The sequence below is a fragment of the Thalassobacillus sp. B23F22_16 genome (assembly GCF_043496955.1).
In the GTDB taxonomy this organism is placed as follows: Bacteria; Bacillota; Bacilli; order Bacillales; family Halobacillaceae; genus Thalassobacillus; species Thalassobacillus devorans_A.
Genome location: NZ_JBIEKD010000003.1, coordinates 138009 through 157577 on the forward strand (window position 1 = coordinate 138009; position 19569 = coordinate 157577).

Annotated in this window: 20 protein-coding genes; 5 read left to right on the top strand and 15 right to left on the bottom strand. The window is 43.8% G+C overall.

Annotation, left to right across the window (positions count from 1 at the left end):
- Positions 1-5 precede the first annotated feature (5 nt).
- From xerD to ACGTNI_RS04580, 6 genes are all read right to left on the bottom strand, one after another.
- Entirely contained in the window at positions 6-896 is an 891-nt protein-coding gene (gene xerD / locus ACGTNI_RS04555; protein WP_085508758.1) for a site-specific tyrosine recombinase XerD, read from the bottom strand.
- A 6-nt stretch (positions 897-902) separates the two neighbouring features.
- Entirely contained in the window at positions 903-1121 is a 219-nt protein-coding gene (locus ACGTNI_RS04560; RefSeq protein ID WP_085508759.1) for a YqzK family protein, read from the bottom strand.
- 282 nt (positions 1122-1403) lie between these two features.
- Entirely contained in the window at positions 1404-1856 is a 453-nt protein-coding gene (fur, locus tag ACGTNI_RS04565) for a ferric iron uptake transcriptional regulator (protein ID WP_062446520.1), read from the bottom strand.
- A gap of 117 nt (positions 1857-1973) precedes the next feature.
- On the bottom strand, positions 1974-2612 hold the full coding sequence (gene spoIIM / locus ACGTNI_RS04570) for a stage II sporulation protein M (protein WP_139823844.1): 639 nt from the start codon (positions 2610-2612) through the stop codon (positions 1974-1976).
- 71 nt (positions 2613-2683) lie between these two features.
- Positions 2684-3859 carry an endonuclease Q family protein gene (locus ACGTNI_RS04575; RefSeq protein WP_139823845.1) on the bottom strand — a complete coding sequence of 392 codons (1176 nt, stop codon included), beginning with the start codon at positions 3857-3859 and terminating at the stop codon, positions 2684-2686.
- A 2-nt stretch (positions 3860-3861) separates the two neighbouring features.
- Positions 3862-4404: an NUDIX hydrolase gene (locus ACGTNI_RS04580; RefSeq protein WP_085508761.1), complete on the bottom strand. Its 543-nt coding sequence runs from the start codon at positions 4402-4404 to the stop codon at positions 3862-3864.
- Between the two features lie 93 nt (positions 4405-4497).
- On the opposite strand from ACGTNI_RS04580, the gene ACGTNI_RS04585 reads away from it, so the two are divergent.
- Positions 4498-5418, top strand: a complete 921-nt coding sequence (locus ACGTNI_RS04585) for an aldo/keto reductase (protein ID WP_394460406.1) — start codon at positions 4498-4500, stop codon at positions 5416-5418.
- 704 nt (positions 5419-6122) lie between these two features.
- On the opposite strand, the gene ACGTNI_RS04590 is transcribed toward ACGTNI_RS04585, so the two are convergent.
- From ACGTNI_RS04590 to ACGTNI_RS04615, 6 genes are all read right to left on the bottom strand, one after another.
- A complete protein-coding gene (locus ACGTNI_RS04590; protein WP_394460330.1) occupies positions 6123-6347 on the bottom strand; it encodes a YqkE family protein in 225 nt (74 codons plus the stop codon).
- Positions 6344-6676 carry an iron-sulfur cluster biosynthesis family protein gene (locus ACGTNI_RS04595; RefSeq protein WP_394460332.1) on the bottom strand — a complete coding sequence of 111 codons (333 nt, stop codon included), beginning with the start codon at positions 6674-6676 and terminating at the stop codon, positions 6344-6346. Before ACGTNI_RS04595 ends, ACGTNI_RS04590 begins: the two co-directional genes overlap by 4 nt.
- Positions 6677-6742: 66 nt before the next feature.
- A complete protein-coding gene (locus tag ACGTNI_RS04600) occupies positions 6743-8017 on the bottom strand; it encodes a Y-family DNA polymerase (RefSeq protein ID WP_394460334.1) in 1275 nt (424 codons plus the stop codon).
- Between the two features lie 135 nt (positions 8018-8152).
- The gene (locus tag ACGTNI_RS04605; protein ID WP_394460336.1) at positions 8153-8947 is read right to left on the bottom strand and encodes an SDR family NAD(P)-dependent oxidoreductase; all 795 of its coding nucleotides are present in this window, start codon (positions 8945-8947) and stop codon (positions 8153-8155) included.
- Positions 8944-9921: an MBL fold metallo-hydrolase gene (locus tag ACGTNI_RS04610; protein ID WP_394460338.1), complete on the bottom strand. Its 978-nt coding sequence runs from the start codon at positions 9919-9921 to the stop codon at positions 8944-8946. Before ACGTNI_RS04610 ends, ACGTNI_RS04605 begins: the two co-directional genes overlap by 4 nt.
- A gap of 175 nt (positions 9922-10096) precedes the next feature.
- Positions 10097-11716 (bottom strand): M20/M25/M40 family metallo-hydrolase, encoded by a 1620-nt coding sequence (locus ACGTNI_RS04615; protein ID WP_394460340.1) that lies wholly within the window; start codon positions 11714-11716, stop codon positions 10097-10099.
- A gap of 79 nt (positions 11717-11795) precedes the next feature.
- Here ACGTNI_RS04615 and ACGTNI_RS04620 point away from each other — a divergent pair, with 79 nt between their 5' ends.
- The 4 genes from ACGTNI_RS04620 to ACGTNI_RS04635 all read left to right on the top strand — a co-directional run bounded on the left by ACGTNI_RS04620 (position 11796) and on the right by ACGTNI_RS04635 (position 15987).
- Positions 11796-12527 carry a glycerophosphodiester phosphodiesterase gene (locus tag ACGTNI_RS04620; RefSeq protein WP_394460342.1) on the top strand — a complete coding sequence of 244 codons (732 nt, stop codon included), beginning with the start codon at positions 11796-11798 and terminating at the stop codon, positions 12525-12527.
- A 25-nt stretch (positions 12528-12552) separates the two neighbouring features.
- The gene (gene namA, locus ACGTNI_RS04625) at positions 12553-13572 is read left to right on the top strand and encodes an NADPH dehydrogenase NamA (RefSeq protein WP_394460344.1); all 1020 of its coding nucleotides are present in this window, start codon (positions 12553-12555) and stop codon (positions 13570-13572) included.
- A 101-nt stretch (positions 13573-13673) separates the two neighbouring features.
- Positions 13674-14603, top strand: coding sequence for a ribonuclease Z (gene rnz / locus ACGTNI_RS04630; protein WP_394460346.1), 930 nt, complete (start codon positions 13674-13676; stop codon positions 14601-14603).
- A gap of 13 nt (positions 14604-14616) precedes the next feature.
- Complete coding sequence (locus ACGTNI_RS04635; RefSeq protein WP_085508770.1) at positions 14617-15987, top strand: aldehyde dehydrogenase; 1371 nt, start codon at positions 14617-14619, stop codon at positions 15985-15987.
- A gap of 243 nt (positions 15988-16230) precedes the next feature.
- Here the strand turns inward: ACGTNI_RS04635 and ACGTNI_RS04640 are convergent, their stop codons facing one another.
- The 3 genes from ACGTNI_RS04640 to ACGTNI_RS04650 are packed head-to-tail and all read right to left on the bottom strand — an operon-like array spanning position 16231 to position 19424.
- The gene (locus tag ACGTNI_RS04640) at positions 16231-18165 is read right to left on the bottom strand and encodes a DUF6449 domain-containing protein (protein WP_394460348.1); all 1935 of its coding nucleotides are present in this window, start codon (positions 18163-18165) and stop codon (positions 16231-16233) included.
- Positions 18143-19042: an ABC transporter ATP-binding protein gene (locus ACGTNI_RS04645; protein ID WP_085508772.1), complete on the bottom strand. Its 900-nt coding sequence runs from the start codon at positions 19040-19042 to the stop codon at positions 18143-18145. Before ACGTNI_RS04645 ends, ACGTNI_RS04640 begins: the two co-directional genes overlap by 23 nt.
- Positions 19035-19424, bottom strand: coding sequence for a GntR family transcriptional regulator (locus ACGTNI_RS04650; protein ID WP_085508773.1), 390 nt, complete (start codon positions 19422-19424; stop codon positions 19035-19037). The genes ACGTNI_RS04645 and ACGTNI_RS04650 overlap by 8 nt, the downstream gene beginning before the upstream one ends.
- Positions 19425-19569: the final 145 nt, after the last annotated feature.

Genomic DNA, 19569 nt, shown 5'->3' on the forward strand with positions numbered 1-19569 from the left:
AGAGTTTATGCCCGTGGATGGTACGAGCGATAAACGTCTTTTAATCGTGTTTTGCTGACATGTGTGTATACCTGTGTAGTTGAAATATCAGCATGCCCAAGCATTTCCTGGACAGCTCGCAAGTCAGCCCCATTTTCTAACAGATGTGTAGCAAATGAGTGCCTTAATGTATGAGGGGTTATTGGCTTTTCAATCCCGACGTTACGGGCAACCGCTTTCAATATCTTCCAAAAACCCTGCCTTGATAATGAATTACCATGGTGGTTGACAAAAAGTTCTTCCGTCTGCTTTTTCTTAAGCAGGCTTGGACGGGAAAGGTTTAAATAGGCTTCGACAGCTTCCTTAGCCATATCTCCCAGCGGAATAATACGCTCCTTCGCCCCTTTTCCGAAACATCTGACAAATCCCATGGTAAGATGAAGGTCTGTCACTTTCAAAGAAACCAGCTCAGACACACGCAAACCAGTAGCATATAACATCTCCAGCATCGCCCGGTTACGAATGGTAAGTGGATCATTCCCTTGCAAGTTCAACAACTTGTCCACCTCTGCCATGGAAAGTACTTTTGGCAGCTTGCGCTCTTTTTTGGGAGTCTCGATATGCAGGCTCGGATCATGGCTGCTCAGCTTTTCCCTGACTAAAAATTGATGGAAAAGCCGAAGGGATGATAAAAGCCGAGCTATCGTAGCAGAAGAGCGGCCTTCATCCGTCAAATGATACATGTACTGCATGATATGCGACCTTGACACTTCATCCCAATCATTAATCGAAAAACTATCATCCAAAAACTCACCATATTGTCTTAAGTCACGTTGATAGGATTTAATTGTATTCTCCGATAACCCTCTTTCCACCGTTAAATAGTGGAAAAAATCCTCCAATGCATGCTTCAGCATACGTCTCTACTCTCCCAATTGAAAAAAAATCGATAACCGTTCCGGCCAGCTGATATCTTCCTGATTGAATACTTTCACAGCAGCCCCTTTCGGTTCATCATAACGATGATAGCGCTCATATTCCTGATGTACCATTCGTAAAGCCATATAAAAAAAGGAAGTACAAAGGACAAATATAATAAGAACCTTCAATGTATCCTTGAGGAACAACCAAACGTGTTTCATCAGCACGCCCCCTTGTCTATCTCCTTAACAAGGTATGCCATTCCTATCGGAAAATATACATAAAAAGAAGATTCCAATCTACTTTAAACGTACAATAATTCTAATAGAATGTAAAGAAATTCCGGTTCTCCCTGGAAAACACCTTGATATCAGTGTCCTGCCAGCCTTTACACCTATATATTTTATCATACTATGTACCCTTGCCCAGCAGCAAAAAACAACAAAAAAGTGAACACGATTACCGCATTCACCATTGTACGTTTTATACTATTGACCAGTCCATCAGGATTTAACTGTTTCTTTTTGACAGACTCTGCATATCCCGTGAAAAGTCAAACGATGATCCTTCACCTGGAATCCCCACTGGTTTTCCACTATTTTTTCTACATCCCCAAGAAGGTCTTCTTCAATTTCTTCCACTGATCCACACTCGATGCAAACGAGGTGATGATGGAAATGTTCCGCACCTTCTTTTCGTAAATCATACCGGGAAACACCGTCCCCGAAATTTATTTTATCAACAATTTTCAATTCAGATAATAGCTCCAATGTCCGGTAGACTGTAGCCAGTCCAATTTCGGGCGCCTTCTCTTTTACAAGGAGGTAAACATCTTCAGCACTTAAATGATCCTCTTCATTTTCCAGCAATACTCGTACCGTCGCTTCTCGTTGAGGTGTCAGTTTGTAGCTTTGAGAATGCAGCTGCTTTTTTATCCGTTCGATCCGATGTTCCATGTAGCGTCCCCCTCCCGCGCAATTCCATTTTAATTATAAGCACAGAAGGAACCAGTGTCAAATTACAATCATTATAATTTATTATTTATAATTGTTATTAAATGATATTTATTATAATTAGTTGTAAAGCCATTTCACAACCCACTCCAGCGTTTGGTTAGATAGAAAAGCTTCTATAAAAGCAGCAATGACAAGACATGCGATTAAGATAGAAAAAAGAATCCCATATTGAAGAAAAATTGTCATGATCGGTTGATGTACCCGCTTCGAAAAAAGCTGCCGGAATAAAGTGATGGAAAAAATCATAGCTAATGCTCCAGCTATTAAATAAATCGGAATAATCAATAGATTCTGTGGTGCAATCGAAACGGAAGAAATCAAAAGCCCATACCATCCCATCTGATTGACGAGAAACCCTACAGAGAACCCCACGACCAGCCCTTTAATGAATAGCAATACGGTGATGATCGGCATACCGATGACAGAAATTCCTAATATAAATATCAGCAACATATATTTCAAGTGATAAGCAAGGCTATCCCAAAACAGAGTCGGCTTTGAAACGATATCTGTATTCATCATCTGCTGAAAAAATTGATTCAAATAAAAGTACAAGTCCTGTTTTTGAATAAAATTCATACTATTAACGATAATGGCTCCAAAAATGATTCCAATTAAAAATAGCACGGAAATGAAAATATAAATATTCATATAACTGGTAAAATGATTCTTCAAAACCCGCTGCTGTGCGTACATCCGTTCCTCCACCCCTTCCAAGCTATCTATTACAACTCTATGAAGTGATGGAAGAAAGTAGACCAATGTTTCTATGAATTTCTCCTGACCTTCCCATACTTGCCTCCTCCGCCGGCATCAATGGCTAGTTCCCCATTCCTCAATGCGATAATCCCTGTCGCAAGTTTATCCGGAACGACCTCTCTTAATTCCGTACTCTTCGCATGATGAATCACAGCCATTTCCGTACCGAACACATCAAGAAGCTTTTCATAAGTCTTCGGGCCAAGAGAAGGCAAATATTCAAGTGGGACCTGGTAGATGTATGGGGGGCGATTCATAATAGTGGCGTTCGGAGAAGCAAGTTCTTCTATCCTTTCCGCCACACCTTTAATTACCTTTTTGGAATGACAGACCGGGCAAGGAACTTCGTACTCGGCTAACGTAGCACCACAGTCGTTGCAGACGGTTTGATGATACTTACCTAATAAAGGATTCATACCATAATTGGCCAATACTTTCCTGTCTTTCCGGCCTTTGAGGGCTAATTCTAATTCCTGAAACGTAGGTTCAAGAAGTTCTACCCTCTGATATTCCCGTCCGATTTTCCCTAAAGAATGAGCATCTGAGTTAGAAACGAATGGATAACGGGATAATTCCTCAATACTATCCGCCATGTCTGTGTCAGAGCTTAACCCTAATTCTATCGCATCAATCTTTTCCGGGTTCAGTACTTCAGCTAATGATTTATGAACACCTTTGCCGTAAAGGCTTTTGAACGGAGTGAACACATGGGCGGGAATAAACCAGCCACCAAGGCTTTTCACATAATCCTGCAGTTCATGTGCTGTTCCGTAATAACGCTGGGAGCTCAAGTTAATATTTTTCATTCGTTCAGACAGCCAGATGGTGAACTTTCTCATCAATGAAAAATAAGGGAAATAGCACAACACGTGAATCGGTCCCTGGCAGGAATCATCATAGACTTCTATTTCTGAACCTAAAATCAATGTGGTATTCTCATAGCGGATCCCCCCTCCCGCCATTTCCTGAGCCCGTCCGCTCGAAAGAAAATCTTCAAGCTCCGCCTGTACGCTGGGTGCGTGGCTGTCAATCACTCCAATGATATCCATTCCTTTACGTCTGCTGGCTTCCCTCAAAATATTTGTCAGCGTGAGCGATTTGCCCCCACTGATTTTGACCGGGCGTCCATTCCAGTCTCTTCCAACATGAATATGAAGGTCGACGTTATAGATTGAAAAAGACATCTTCATTCTCCCCTGGATTTCAAATAAAGCAGCGCATAGGCAGTTTTGGCATCATGAATACGCTTTTCTTCCATTAGACGTTCCGCTTCCTCAAGAGGAAGTTCATACTTTTCAACAAATTCATCATCGTCTCCTGCAATGTCCTCCTGCAGGCGTTTCAGCCGGTTTGTAAAATATACATACACAAGCTCATCTGCGAACCCCGGCGAAGTATAAAACGAAGTGACAAGTTCCAGGTGGTCCGTCGTATATCCTGTCTCTTCTTCCAGTTCGCGTTTAGCAGTAACCTCAGGTGCTTCTCCATCTTCCAGCTTTCCAGCTGGTATTTCCAGGATGGTTTTCTCCAAAGCTTTGCGGTATTGTTCAACGAAAACGATGTTATTTTCCTCCGTCAATGCTATAATCGCTACAGCACCAGGGTGTTTGATTAATTCTCGTTTAGATGTGTTGCCATCGGGTAAAGTAACACTGTCTACCTGAAGTTTTATTACTTTCCCGTCAAATATCTTCTTTGTATCTATTGTTTTTTCTTCAAATTTTTTCACAAAAAAACCCCTCTCTGCTATCGCGCACACTACCGCCATTCTAACATATTGAGAATGGCGGTTATAACTATTTTCTAGGAAAGGGATGGTATGATGAATAAACGACAACTGGGAAAATCAGACCTTTATCTATCGGAAATCAGCCTGGGCTGCATGAACCTCGGTACAGATGAAAATCAAGCAAAAGATATCATCGACCGAGCGCTGGATGCCGGAATCAACTATTTAGACACCGCTGATTTATATAATTTCGGCGAGAATGAAAAGATAGTAGGAAAAGCGATCAAACACCGCCGTGAAGATATCATTCTCGGCACCAAAGTTGGAAACCATTTTGATAAAGAGAAAGAAGATTGGCATTGGGACCCATCGAAGGAACATATCAAAAACGGCGTAAAAGACAGCCTCCAGCGGCTTCAGACCGATTACATCGACCTCTATCAGCTCCATGGGGGTACGATAGATGATAACATCGGGGAAACAATAGAAGCTTTTGAAGATTTGAAGCAGGAAGGTCTCATCAGAGAGTATGGAATTTCATCCATCCGGCCAAATGTCATCCGTGAATATGTCGAGCGTTCTAACATGGTAAGTGTGATGATGCAGTATAATATGTTAGATCGCCGGCCGGAAGAAGAAATTCTCGACCTGCTTCACAACAATAACATCAGCGTTCTCGTTCGCGGACCGCTTGCCAAAGGGATGCTCAGCAATAAAGGAGCAAAAGTTGCAGAGGCGAAGGCAAAAGACGGGTTTCTGGATTATAGTTATGAAGAGATGCTGGCACTGACTGAAAAACTTGAGGATTATGGTAATGAAGAACGTACACTCAACGCTCTGGCTCTACAATATGTCCTGCACCACCCAGCTGTAGCGACAGCCGTATTTGGAGCAAGCTCAGTGGAACAGGTAGATGACAACGTGAGCTTCTTAGAAGCCGCTCCGTTGACCGAGCAGATTTTTGGTGAAATCCAGGCGTTGACAAGCCCGCTCACCTATCAAAAACACCGGTAATGTCTGAACAACCAGAGCTTCCGCCAGTTCTTAAGTGTGCTTTAAGAGGCTCAGATAAACGTTGTAGATTTTAGACTTATTCAACTATCGGGCCGAATTGTGGAAGACTCAGTTTCAAGATAGTGAGGGTTCTTTACCATAATAGCGTCAGGGATGTCCGGGAAACTACTCGCTTTCCTGCGGGGGAACCGGCAAGCCTCCTCGGTCGTTTTCACTCCCTGTGGGGTCTTGCCTAGTCCCTTCTCCCGCGGGAGTCTCGCAGTTTCCCTGCCACCCCATCCGAAGGATGGGAGAAAAGAACCCCTGTTATATTGCAGATGTCTTCTACTTTTAATGAATAATTGAATAAAGACGCGGTTTTAAGCTCACATTTCATGCATAGCTCACTCTTGGTTTGAAGAACGATATACCGATGTTTCCGTATCTCTCATAAACGCAAGGAGGTCCGGGAAATTGCGAGACTCCAGTGGGATGGACATGAGCGGTGAGATCCCGCAAGGCGAAGCCCGAGGAAGCTCACCGTACGCCCATGGAAAGCGAGTAATTTCCCGGACCTCCTAACCGTTACTATCGTAACGGAAACAATTTATCTCGAAACTGAGTCTTCAAGAAAAGGGAGCTTTACTTTAACATCTACAGTGAGGTTTAACAAAGCCTTAAATAAAATCAGGCTGCCTGATGGAGTATGCTCCACAGGCAGCCTTTCACTTGAACTTTTTCCAGTCCATTTCACTTTCTTCCAGCAGTTCTTCAAAGCTCTTATTTGCTTCTTTCTTCTTTCGTTCCTCTATTTTACGCTGTCTCTCCCGTTCCTTGTCCTGCTCTTCCTTTTGTTTCAGCTGGGTTTTTTTTGACTTCAATTGGGTTACGATATCGGCATTCAACCGGTCACTTAACGAACCTTGCTCATTAATACGTTTCTTGCTCATGCGCTGTCTCCTTTCATCACTTCCGAACCTGGGATTACAGGATTGAGAACCCCGTTCGGGCTGCTTAAGCGGAGCTTCCCATTCACAATTTCCAGCCGGAGACGCTTCTCAAAAAAGACGGCCTGCTGTTTGTGAAGGATCACTTCAAAATCCTCATTATCTACACCTTGATCCCAATCGGTTCTTGTGTCCGTCCAACGGAGGGTGGGAACGCCATTCACCCCGCACCCACAGCCTTCCGTGTCATAATACAACCGTAAATACCTGCGGTTATCAGGGTTCAACGCTCGCAATTGTTCTTTCGCTTCATTGGTTATCCTCAATTCCATTTCTATCCCCCCTATGAGTATAATCATAAGAAATTTTTTATTTCCTGGCAAAAAAGACGTTCTGACTTACTCTGCAAAGTGCCCTCCCACAAGTTTGCTTCGATGAAGCGCGGTACCTGCTTCCGTATAAGAAACACCCCGGAGCAGCGCATCACTGCCATATTTGTCCCGGATAGCATCCATGACGTAACCGAGCTCCCGTTTACGATCCCTTCCCGTATCGAATAAATCCAATTGGATGCTCGTGTCTTCACTGATATTAGACAAAGATATCGATATGCTCCGAACCGTCTTTTCTTCATAGAATTCCTTAAACAGCTGCAGGCACGTATAATAAATATCCATGGTAATATTGGTCGGCTGGTCGAGGCTGCGCGAACGATGAAAGCCGCCGCCTCCTTCCGTTTTACTATAGCCGATCCCCAGACTGATTGTCCGTCCCGCTTTATCGTTGCTCCGCGCACGCCTCGCCACCTCTTCACACATTTCCAGCATGACGTGTTTCACTTGGGACGGGTCATGGTAGTCACGCAGCAGAATCTGGCTTTTCCCATAACTGATCTGCCCCTGGATGATAGGAGCACCAAGCTCCGATAAATCGACCCCGTGCGCATGGTAGAACAATTGGTTGCCCATGACGCCGAATACTTTTTCGAGCCGCTCCAGCGGGTAATGCGCAAGCTGGCCGACGGTCGTAATCCCCATCCGATTCAATCTTCTTTCCAGGCGCGGACCGATTCCCCACATTTCTCTGAGCGGGGCAACCGGCCACAGTTTTTCCGGAACGTCCTTATAGGTCCACTCGGCGACGCCTTTTTTCTTCGCTTCCAAATCAAGACATAGCTTGGCCAACAGCATATTCGGGCCAATTCCAATTGCCGCTTTGAGATGGAAGGTATCTTCCAGTTCCTTCAAAATCATCGTTGCTATTTCCTCTGCTTCTCCGAACATCCGCTCGCTTCCATCGACCTCCAGGAAACTTTCATCGACGCTATAGGTGTGGATGGCTTCTTTCGGGACGTATTTATGAAACAGCCTCGTAACCTCAGTGGAAATTTCTAAATAGGTACTCATCTGCGCGGATACAATAACAATATCCGGGTCATCCGGTATTTCAAACAGCCGGCTCCCTGTGCGGATGCCGTAGTCTTTCTTCATCGCCGGGGATGCGGCTAATACTACACTCCCCCTGCGGCTCGTATCCGCCACCACTGCCAAATGGCAGGTCATCGGGTCAAGGCCGCGTAAAATGGCGGCACAGCTGGCATAAAAACTCTTCATATCGACACACAGGACTCGACGTTCCGGAAATAAATTGTAATCAATTACCGGATTACTCATTTCCGTCACACCTCTCTTTTGATCTCACCTTATATTATGCGAATATACGTTCGCATATGCAAGAGGGAATCATTGTAAAAAAAGAGACTGCAGGCTGAACTCAATAGAAAAAGCCCGGCAAAATACGTTGCCAGGCTATTTTTTATTGAATTGTTTGTTGAGGAGTTTTTCAGTCAAGCCAGGGAATTGGTAGTGCAGCTTACTACCCGCTTCCATCCAGACTGGAAGATTGATTTCCCTGGCCGGTCTGAATAATTGCTTAACGATCCGGTTGGCAACCCTGTTGGCGTCAAGCATCCATGGATCGACAGCCTTGCGGTAAGCACCTGTAGGATCAGCCTGGTCGAAGAAACCAGTGCGGACAGGGCCAAGATTTACTCCTGTGACCAATATGCCCTGATACTCCGTTTCCAGGCGCAAAGCATTGGTGAAACCCAGTACGGCATGCTTCGTTGCGGCATAAACGGCAGACTTAGGCGTTGCCATCTTTCCTGACTGGGAAGCTATGTTGACGATGTGCCCGGAGCCCTGCTCGATCATCCGGGGGAGCACCTGGTGTGTCACTCTTAGCAAAGATGTAATGTTCAACTGGATCATCCGGTTGATATCCTGCCATTCAGACTCAGCAAAATAGTCAAAGATGCCCATCCCGGCGTTGTTGATTAGAGCATCAATCGATTCATGTTCTGCTAAAATTTGTTCACTAATCTCTTTCGATTCTGTGTCTCTGTTAAGGTCAGCCTGATACCAGTGGCAGGAGACATTGAATTTTTCTTCCAGTATATTTGCTATTGTCTCCAGCTTATTTGCAGATCGTGCTACCAGGATAGGGATGCCTCCGTTCCTGGCAACATGAATCGCAATGTATTGGCCAATTCCCCCTGATGCTCCGGTAATCAACACTTTTTTATCTTTTACAAAAGGGTTCATAATAAAGAACCCTCCACATTTTCATAAATAATCACGCCATTGTCCACTTTTGTTTTTACAGCCTTTATGTCCTCCAGGTAATCCAGCTGTCCGATGGTTTCAGACATGGTAAGTCCGAATTGTTTTTCGTATTGGTTCGGAAACAAACGAGTGCAGATCTGGAACATGTTCATTTCAGCCTCGCCAATGATTTCCCGCACTTTAGCCGCCCGTTTTTCCTGACTCTCTAGACGTCGGTGAATCAATTCAGCCGCATTAGTGAATGTCTTTCCATGACCAGGGTAGACATGTTCAATATCGTACGAAAGCAATTTTTTTAAGGAGCTGCGATACTGGAGCATCGGCCTGGGTCTCTCTTCATCAGGTTGAAAAGGTGGTTCGAGCAATGGATTAGGAGAGATATGTTCAAGCAAATGATCGCCTCCCAGGAGAGCTCCGTCTTTTTCGCGATAAAAAGACAAGTGGCTCTGTGCGTGGCCGGGTGTAGCAATTACTTTCCAATCTCCATGTCCCGGCAGTGCGTCGCCTTCAAGTATCGTGCTGGTAAGATTCCCTTTTGCTACGTCACCAAGAGGGTTGCGCAGTTGTTTCAAAAAGCTGAGGTAGTGAGCCGGGACCCCCGCCTGGTGATACAAAGTTTGAAAAAAGCTTTGATAATTTTGCAGGAATTCCGGATCTCTCTTAAGCCATTGATCTACCTGAGGATGAGCAATCACTTCTTCAAGACGCGGAAAGTATTCCATAAGACCGATATGGTCAGGGTGATGGTGAGTCAAAATCACCTGTTCAATATCTTTTGGTTCATAACCAATCTGCTTCAATTGATAAACAAATGCCTCCCAGGCCTCATCGGTCTTCACACCTGCGTCGATGATCGAGAGACGTTCTCCGTTCAGTACATAAATATGGACATCTCCTACCGCATAGGGAGTAGGTACGGTTATTTGGCTGATTTTTTGTTTCACGATAGTCATCTGAATTCCTCTCTCTTACTGAATAGTCATTCATTTAATTATACCATTGTAGCATAAAATTTCCATTCCCTCACTTTATTTCATCGTCGCAGGTTGGGCAGGGAAATACCTCGCTTTCCTCCTTCACTTACAACGATAAAAGCTGATCCGATGGATTTTCGGACCAGCAGTGGGGTCAGTTATTGAACAGCTGCTTTAATGTATATTGCAGCAGTTCGGGCAGATACTCAAACGAATAAGTAAGCTCAAGCCGTTCTGTCCATTGATGCGGATCCTTCCCTAACGGACCAACATTAATGACCGGCATATTTAAGGTTTTCATCACATTCTCGGGCAGTTCAAACCCCCGCCCCTGGATCGGCATCAACTTCAAAAGATCTTCAAGTGGGGAATCCGAAGATACCGGACCTAGGAAACTCAAGTCAGACAGCCCGGCAAAATATTCGACATTTTTAAGAGCAACTCCATAAGTTTGGCTGGCATATGCTTGACAATCCTTCACCGTCGCTTCAATGAGCGGATCTTTTTTTGATGAAACGGATGGATAGAACGGCGGGCTGTAAAACAGAACGATCATTGGCCCGATATCTTTACATAACGAAGCAAGATCCTGAACGAGCAGGGTAGAAAAATCACGATCCCCTTGATCTCTTTGGGAAGTCAGCAGGTTCTGACGCCTTTCTACCTCTCCTTTTCCATACCTTTTTTCAGCCTCGCGGTATAATTGTTCATAAGTAAGGACCGTTACCGTCATGTCAAGGTGATCACGTTCATTTTCTGAAATATAATGCGCTGCCTTGTTATCATAGTGCTGGAGAATTTTTCCCCTTGCTCTTTCTGCTGCGGTAAGCAGCTTTTCATTTATATCTGCAATCGTCTGCTCCATATAAAGGACGTTATACATAGCTACAGCAGATTGAGGAGTCTGTACGGAATATTCCTCTTTAAGATCACGCTGCATCAGGCTGATTGGCGGTGGTGTCGTTTCCTCACCCACCGTCTCGATAAAATCCTCACTTAATTCCAATTCTTGCGCAAGATAACTGATCATCAGATTAGTATTCAACCCGGCAAAGGGCTCTCCTACATGTGTTTCTTTTCCATAGCAAAGAAAACCAGGAAGCACCTTTCCGATAGAACCCGTATATAAGTAGTAAGCAGTATCACCCGGGAATTTCCGAAACATTGGTTCCCCGTTCATCGTTGCTTTAAAATTCAGGTCATGCCGTTTCTGTAATTCGTCTAATGCCGGCAAAGCCGTAAGCATTCCAAGCGAATTCACTTCCTCATCAGGGACCGCGAGTAACAAAAGATTCCCATCAAACTCTCCATTCATCGCCTTTTCCAGCATAGATAAATGGACAGTCAGGCCTGCTTTCATGTCCATAGTTCCACGCCCAAACAACCAGTCACCTGTTTTCAAATCGTCTGCAGCTTCTTCCGGCAGCTCTTTTACACGATGTTGTAACTCTCTGGTCAGTTCTTTTGGATGGAAGGCCAGATTTTGAAAGGAACCATAATCTTCAATCCCCACCACATCTACATGGGAAAGCAGTACGATTGTATCTTTTGCTTCCGGTTTTTTTACTAGAGCAGTCAGGAGCTGACGCCCATCCTTTAACGGATAGGTTTGCAAAAAATCAGGATTTTCCTTGAAATAGGGTTTTGTCGCTAATAGGTGCTGCAGATATTCGATGATTGCAATTTCATCATTACTACTTGTAATACTCGGATAGTTGACAAGGGAACATAATAGGTCCGTCAACTGCTCTTTTGTCTTCCATTGTTGTTCCATCTTGATCCACTCCTTTAAATTGACTTTTACTAGTAAATGTCACACAATCAAAAAGAGTAGATAGCGAGAGGTGACATAATTGGTAACTTTGATTTATGCCCATAGAGGCGCCAGTAAACTTGCCCCCGAAAATACCATGCCGGCGTTTGATCTAGCCTACCAGGCAGGTGCAGATGGTATTGAAACGGATGTCCAGCTGACTAAAGACAGCGTTCCGGTTTTGATTCATGATGAGAATGTGCGTCGCACCACAAATGGTACCGGTTTCGTTCAGGATTATACATATGAAGAAATAAAAAAGCTGGATGCAGGCAGCTGGTTTTCCTCGAAATTTTCAGATACACCTATTGTAACATTAGAAGAATTTTTAGGTTGGGTACAGGACAAATCTATGGTGTTAAATATCGAGCTCAAAAACAATGTAATTGATTATAAAAATATGGAGCGAATCGTTTATGACCTTCTACAGGCCCACCAACTGCTTGATCAAACGGTGGTTTCCTCATTCAATCCCGAGAGTATGAGACGGATGAAGGAAATCGATCCAAAGGTGGCGACGGCCTTTTTAACTTCTCAGAAGCTCCCTGACCTTTTGGGATATTTGAGAAGGTTACAGGTGGATGGTTTACATGCAAAGTATCGGCTGCTGAACAAAAAACTGGCAGAGAATTGTATGCAGCAAAACCTGGCCTTGCGCAGCTACACGGTAAACCGACCTGCCCAAATGAAAAAGTGTTTTAAGCTAAAATGTGAAGGAATTTTCACAGATGTGCCCCACTTGGCTAAAGAATACCGTGAGTTATATCAATAATATAAAACCATAAAGGAGAAATAGCATGGAATCAAAATTATTTTCCCCTTATAGGATAAAAGATGTCACACTAAAGAATAGAATCGTTATGTCCCCGATGTGTATGTATTCTTCTGACACTCAGGACGGGAAAGCTGCTCCCTTCCACTTTACGCACTATGAAAGCCGTGCTGCCGGACAAGTCGGTCTTGTCATGACGGAAGCTACTGCTGTGGTACCGGAAGGGAGAATTTCCTATGAAGATCTTGGTATTTGGAGCGATGAACATATATTGGGATTGAAGCAGATCAATGAAGGGATACACCGCCATGGTGCTGCTTCTGCCATCCAGCTTGCCCACGCCGGAAGAAAAGCTGACCTGAAAGATCCTATTTATGGACCCAGTCCGCTCCCTTTTAATGAGCAGTTACAAACTCCGAATGAGATGTCCATGAAAGATATCCAACATGTAATCACCGCTTTTAAAGATGCTGCCAGAAGAGCTGAAGAAAGTGGGTTTGATATCATCGAACTCCATGGTGCCCATGGTTACTTGATCAATGAATTCCTATCTCCTCTTACTAATAAACGAAGCGATGATTATGGAGGTTCTACAGAAAACCGCTACCGTTTTCTGAAAGAAGTGATTACAGCTGTCAAGGAAGTATGGAATGGCCCTTTGTTTGTTAGAATTTCAGGGAATGAATATCATGAAGAAGGCAATACGATGAATGATTTTCTCTACTTTGCAAGGGAAATGAAAAAGCAGGGTATCGACTTGATCGATGTCAGTTCAGGCGGTGTCGTCCCGGCTTCCATTAATCCATTTCCCGGCTACCAAATATCCTACGCGGAGGAAATCAAACGCAGGACCGGGATTCCCACAGGAGCTGTGGGGCTAATAACACATGGAATTCAAGCAGAAGAAATTGTTCAAAACGAACGCGCTGATTTGGTATTCATCGGCCGCTCTTTATTGCGTAATCCATACTGGCCGATGCAGGCAGCTGAAGAGTTAGGATTCGCCCTTGAAGGACCCCGCCAATATGCAAGGGCGTGGAAATAAAAAATTCTCAAAAGGTCCGTCCATTTCATTGGCTCGGACCTTTCTTTTTACGTGTCACGTGGCTTAGCCAGTGATAAGATAGCGGTATAGGAGGAAAGAATATGGAATTATTTTTTCTCGGGACTGGTTCCGGAGTCCCTTCAAAAGAACGGAACGTTTCCGCATTAGCCTTGCAGATGCTTCAAGAACGGCAGAGCACCTGGCTGTTCGACTGCGGGGAATCCACCCAGCACCAAATTCTGCGTACCAATATCCGGCCGCGCCGGGTTGAAAAAATATTTATTACCCACCTCCATGGCGATCATATTTACGGCCTGCCAGGTTTTTTAAGCAGCCGTTCTTTTCAGGGTGGAGAAACCCCCTGTACGATATATGGACCAAAAGGGTTGAAGGAATACATCACGATAAGTCTCCGTGTCAGTGGCACAAGGCTTACGTATCCCCTTGAAATTGTCGAAGTGATTGAGGAAGAGACGATTTTTGAGGATGAAGGCATTACAGTAAAGAGTGTGCCGCTTGAACACGGGCTTGAAAGCTTCGGTTATATTATCCAGGAAAAAGATCAGCCCGGGGAGCTTCTGCCTGAAAAACTGAAGGATGCAGGGATTTCGCCTGGACCTATTTACCAAAAAATAAAACAGAACGAAACGACGGAGCTGGCTGATGGCACTGTAATTCGCAGGGAAGATTATCTCGGTCCTGTTAAGGCAGGAAGAAAAATCGCCATTCTTGGGGACACCCGGTACCTGGAAGGATTGGCGGATATTTTAAAACAAGCCGATATTCTTGTCCACGAAGCCACTTTTGCAGGAGCAGATGAGGAATTGGCCCATGCGTACTTTCATTCCACCACCCGTCAGGCGGCTCACCTTGCCAAACTTGCTGAGGTGAAGCAATTGATAATCAGCCACATATCTTCCAGGTATCAAGGAGATAAAGTTAAGGATTTATTGCGGGAAGCACAGGAAATCTTCCCTGATACAGCAATCGCCTATGACTTTTACCACCACCCTGTTCCGGCTAATAAGTAAGGAGGAATGTTCGATGTCCGTCATCTCGAAAGCGACAGCAGACCAAAAAGATTTTTTTCGCCAGGGTCACACGAAGCCATACGAGTTTCGTCTCGCTCAGTTAAAAAAGTTGAAAAAGATGCTGAAAAAATGGGAGTCTGCTATTCTTGAAGCAGTAAATGCCGACTTGAATAAATCAGAGTACGAGGCTTACACTACCGAAGTCGGCTTCCTCTATAGTGAAATTGATGACCATATGAAACACTTGGAAGAATGGATGGAACCAATTGATGTAAAAACTCCTCTTACTCATAAAGGCTCGAAAAACTATATCCTAAAAGAGCCCTATGGAAATGTGCTCGTTATTGCTCCATGGAACTATCCGATCAACCTGGCTTTCGCTCCGGTCATTGGAGCCATAGCTGCTGGCAACACTGTGATTCTTAAGCCATCCGAGCTTACCCCGACGGTTTCTTCGCTGCTGGAGGAGATGGTTGCTGAAACCTTTGAACCCGGTTTCTTCACCGTAATCGAAGGTGGGAAAGAAACCAGTCAGGCTTTACTCGACCAACGCTTTGATTACATCTTTTTCACCGGAAGCATTCCAGTCGGAAAAATTGTAATGGAAAAAGCGAGCAAGCATCTGACACCTGTCACACTGGAACTTGGCGGAAAAAGCCCCGCAATCGTCCATAAAGATGCCAAACTTGACCTGGCTGCCAAACGGATTGTCTGGGGAAAATTTACTAACGCAGGACAGACCTGTATCGCACCTGATTTCCTTTATGTTCACCAGGATGTGAAAGATAAACTATTAGCTAAGATTAACAAGCATATAGAAACCATGTATGGGAAAGATCCATTGAAGAACCCGGATTTCACCAGTATTGTATCCAGTGGACACTTTGACCGATTAACTGGCTTTTTGGATAATGGTCAAGTTTTCACTGGTGGCCGCGTGGACCGGGAACGATTAATGATCCAACCGACCATCTTAGATAATATCGATTGGAAGGACCCAGTCATGGAAGAAGAAATATTCGGTCCGATTCTGCCTGTACTGACTTTTGAAAATCTATCTGAAGCAGTGGATAACCTCCAAGATAAAGAGAAACCCTTAGCTCTCTACTACTTCGGCCAAAAAGAAAAACAGCAGAAATTTGTGACGGAAACGCTATCCTTTGGCGGCGGTTGTATCAATGACACCCTTTATCATATTGCCAACCCTCACCTTCCCTTCGGCGGGGTAGGGAGCAGCGGCATGGGGGCCTACCATGGAAAAGCAAGTTTTGAGACATTCTCCCATCAAAAGAGCATGACAAAGCAAACAACCAAATTCGACTATAGCTTTCGCTACCCAGGCTCAAAAATGGGATTGAAAATCATTAAGAAATTATTGAAATAGTGTAAATAAACCGCCTGATTACGATATGATCAGGCGGTTTTCTCTTGGTCTAGGAAATTATAAAATTCAGTGTTGGTGGTTAACCCCTTTGGAACTGGCTGCATCCAGCTCCAGCGCCTACCCCCTCGAGGTCTTAAGTCAATCCTCTCTGTGACAAAGAACGTCACGCCGAGGCTTGTCTTAAGCTTGTCGGGGGTGAGCAAGGCGCTTGCGCATTTGTTCTGCTAAGCACTCATTTTTTCTTTATTTGATGATTCGGGAAACAAAGTCTTCCGGTACACGATAGATCATTTCCGGATAGCCTCCCTTGTAATAAAGGGCAACAAAATAACTTCCTTGATTGTCATTCCCGCTTCTATTCAGCAGCATCTCGACTTTTTCCGGGTCCGTTATCGTCCATACGTGGTCGCTCGATGCAGCCGCTTTTTCGAATCGATTATAAATCGTACCCTCATCCCCTTCCCCATACATGATCACGGCTTTTGAAATGTCATCGGCTGTAAGGATGATGTCTTCGTACATTTGCTGTTCCTGAAGCCAGTCATTAAATCGGTCATACGAGCGCTTTATTGGTACGTGAAATTCTGTTCCATCACTTAATGAAAAACTGATTTCACCCTGGTCTCCAATCAAGGGATACCTCTTATCAAAGGTTTCTTCATCCAAATCCTGCTTCAATTGTTTCACCAATGAGGCAATCTTTTCAGCATTTGTTATTACAATGTTCTCGTCCTCTTTTCCGGGTACATAAAACCGGATATTCTCGATATCTTCACTGTCCACATGTAAGACAGGGTATTTTAACAGTTTATATTCTTCTGATTCATAGATTGGTTTCAGTGCAGACTGAAGCTGGTCTTCAGAAATTATATATTCTCTAATGACACTTCCCTGATCTTTTTCCTCATAGGCAAGGAATATATTTCGCTTTCTGTTGGCATGATCATCAGGCGGGCCGGTTTCCACAATCTGCTGATGAAGGTTCCGAATCGCCTCGATATTTTCCGCGCTGGTCAGGTATCCTGCTTCTGACATCATCATCTCGTTTTTGTTTTTATACGTATAGGAACCTTCCCCTATAAATACACGTTCCACATTCCCAGCTTCCGGTATTGCTTTTTCATAACCGGTGACATCTATTTCCAGCATGAAGAAAACAAGGAATGTGACAACGGAAAAGCCAAGATAGCCTTTCCATTTTCCGAAGACCCGCCATGTTTTTTGCAATACCATCTCAGCAACCGTATACCCAACCAATGAACCGACGACATATCCGAAAATCACCCACCCCGCAGGCTGGCTTTGGAAGTACAATCCTCCCACAAGCATCATACAGAATGTCAATCCGTATTTGAACAATGGTCTCAAGCCGTTATAAACGATTGCCTGCCCGGCCATTTCTAATTTTCTATGTTTGTAAATAACCCATGCTAAGCCATAGAAAAATACAGCGATGCTTGTATAAATGATAAACCGGATTGCTGGTAAGGACCCATTAAACAGGTTTAATGAATCGCTGAGTGGTGAAAGCATTTCTATACTGCTGTCCATATAATAATTTGTAGAAAAACCATATAAAAACCGGTCTAGAACAAAATAGAAAAGCACTGTGATCCCAGCCGGGAAAAGCAGCATGATATAGGTCAGGACTCCCTGGACTGCCGACATGCCGGTCAACATACCGACAAACACGGTGGAAAAAAACAGCAGCAATGTATAGGACAGCGTTCCTCCTGCCCAATACCAAAGGTCACTCCACTCATAAATACCACTTAAATCATAACTAACAGTAATGATGGCAATAATTAAGGTTGTGATGAGAATGGGTGAAACTAAGATAACAAGGCCATTCCAAATATTAATATGGTAAAGCTCCTTCCGCTTTAATGGCAGGCTATGTATAAAGTCGGAGGACTCTTTCATATGAAGATAACGAAATAAAAACACTGCTAATAATACGGGCAGAACAATCATCAGCAGCTGCTGAATCTCAAAGTTAACCTGGAATAGGCCTCTCTGATAGAAATACTCACCTAAAGGTCTGTCACTGGATACTTCCATCATTAACTTGAGAGGAAGGGCGAATAGCAGACCTGCCAAATATACGATACCGATCCAGCCGACACTGCGGAAGTTCTGTTTTGTAACTTCTTTTTTAAACGAGGATGTTTTCAACATTGTAGCCGACACCTCCCATTTCATAAATGAAGATTTCTTCTAATGTAAGCGGCAGCAAATCAAAAACTACCGGACTATAAGCTTCAACCTTCTCCGTGATGACTTCTTCACTCCCCCGTACGATCCATAACCGGACACTTCCCCGCTTTTCTTCGTGCAGGAGTGTTAATTCCTGTTTCAATTTGGCTGGTACGTGATTTCTGAAAGCCGCCTGGACTTTATGGATGTCCGCTTTCAAATCATCGAGGTCTTTTTCTAAAAGAATGTCTCCATTATGCAAAATCCCAACATAATCGCAGATGTCTTCTACTTCTCTTAAGTTATGCGAGGATATAACAATGGTCATTTGCCGTTCTGCAACATCCCGGATCAATAGATTTTTCACCTTTTTCCGTACTACTGGATCCAAGCCGTCAAACGGTTCATCGAGAATCATAATATCCGGCATTGCTGATAAAGCAAGCCAGAATGCTACCTGCCTTTGCATGCCTTTTGAAAATTGACTGACTTTCTTTTTGATATCAAGACCGAATATATCTTTTAATTCCTCGAACCTTGACTGGTCCCAGCCAGAATAAATATTTTGATAGAACTTTGCCATTTGTTCAATCGTGTAATGAGAGAAAAAGTAAAGCCGATCAGGGATGAAGACCATTTTATTTTTCACCTCATTATTTTCATAAACAGGAGCCTCCTTCATCTGCACACTGCCTTCCTCCTGCTTTAATATTCCAGCCATGATTTTCAGCAGGGTGGTTTTTCCTGCCCCATTAGATCCGAGAAGACCATAGATGGAACCGGTCTTAATCTGTAATGTAATATCATTAAGCACCCTTTGGTTTTGAAAGGATTTCTCTACACCCCGTAATTCAATCATTTGTCTTTTGCCCCCCTATCGATTCCTCTGCTTTTTTAATAAGCTGTTCGATTTCCTTCCGTGTCACGCCAAGGTACAACGCTTCAGAAATATCCGCTGTCAGTTTTTCTTTAATCTTCATAAGTTCCTCCTGATTAACGGCATCATCAGAAACCTGTACGAAGCTCCCTTTTCCTTTTACGGAATAGATGTAGCCTTGGGTTTCCAGCTCGCGGTAGGCTTTTTGAATGGTATTTGGATTGATCGTCATCTGTTTCGCCAATGTTCTCACCGAAGGAAGCTTCTCGTCTGCCTGCAGAATCTCTTTGATAATTAATTCCTTGAATTTCTCGACAAGCTGTTCGTAGATAGGCTTTCTGCTTCGTAAATCCAAATCAAACATGGCCTTCTCCCTCCGATCCATGAACCGTGTTAACTGTATTAGTATCCTTAGTACAGTTTAAGTATATAGGATAATATGGAATTTGAGAAGCAGTTTTTTACTTTTTATGAAATTATTTACCATGAGCAAGCAGAACAGTGGAGAA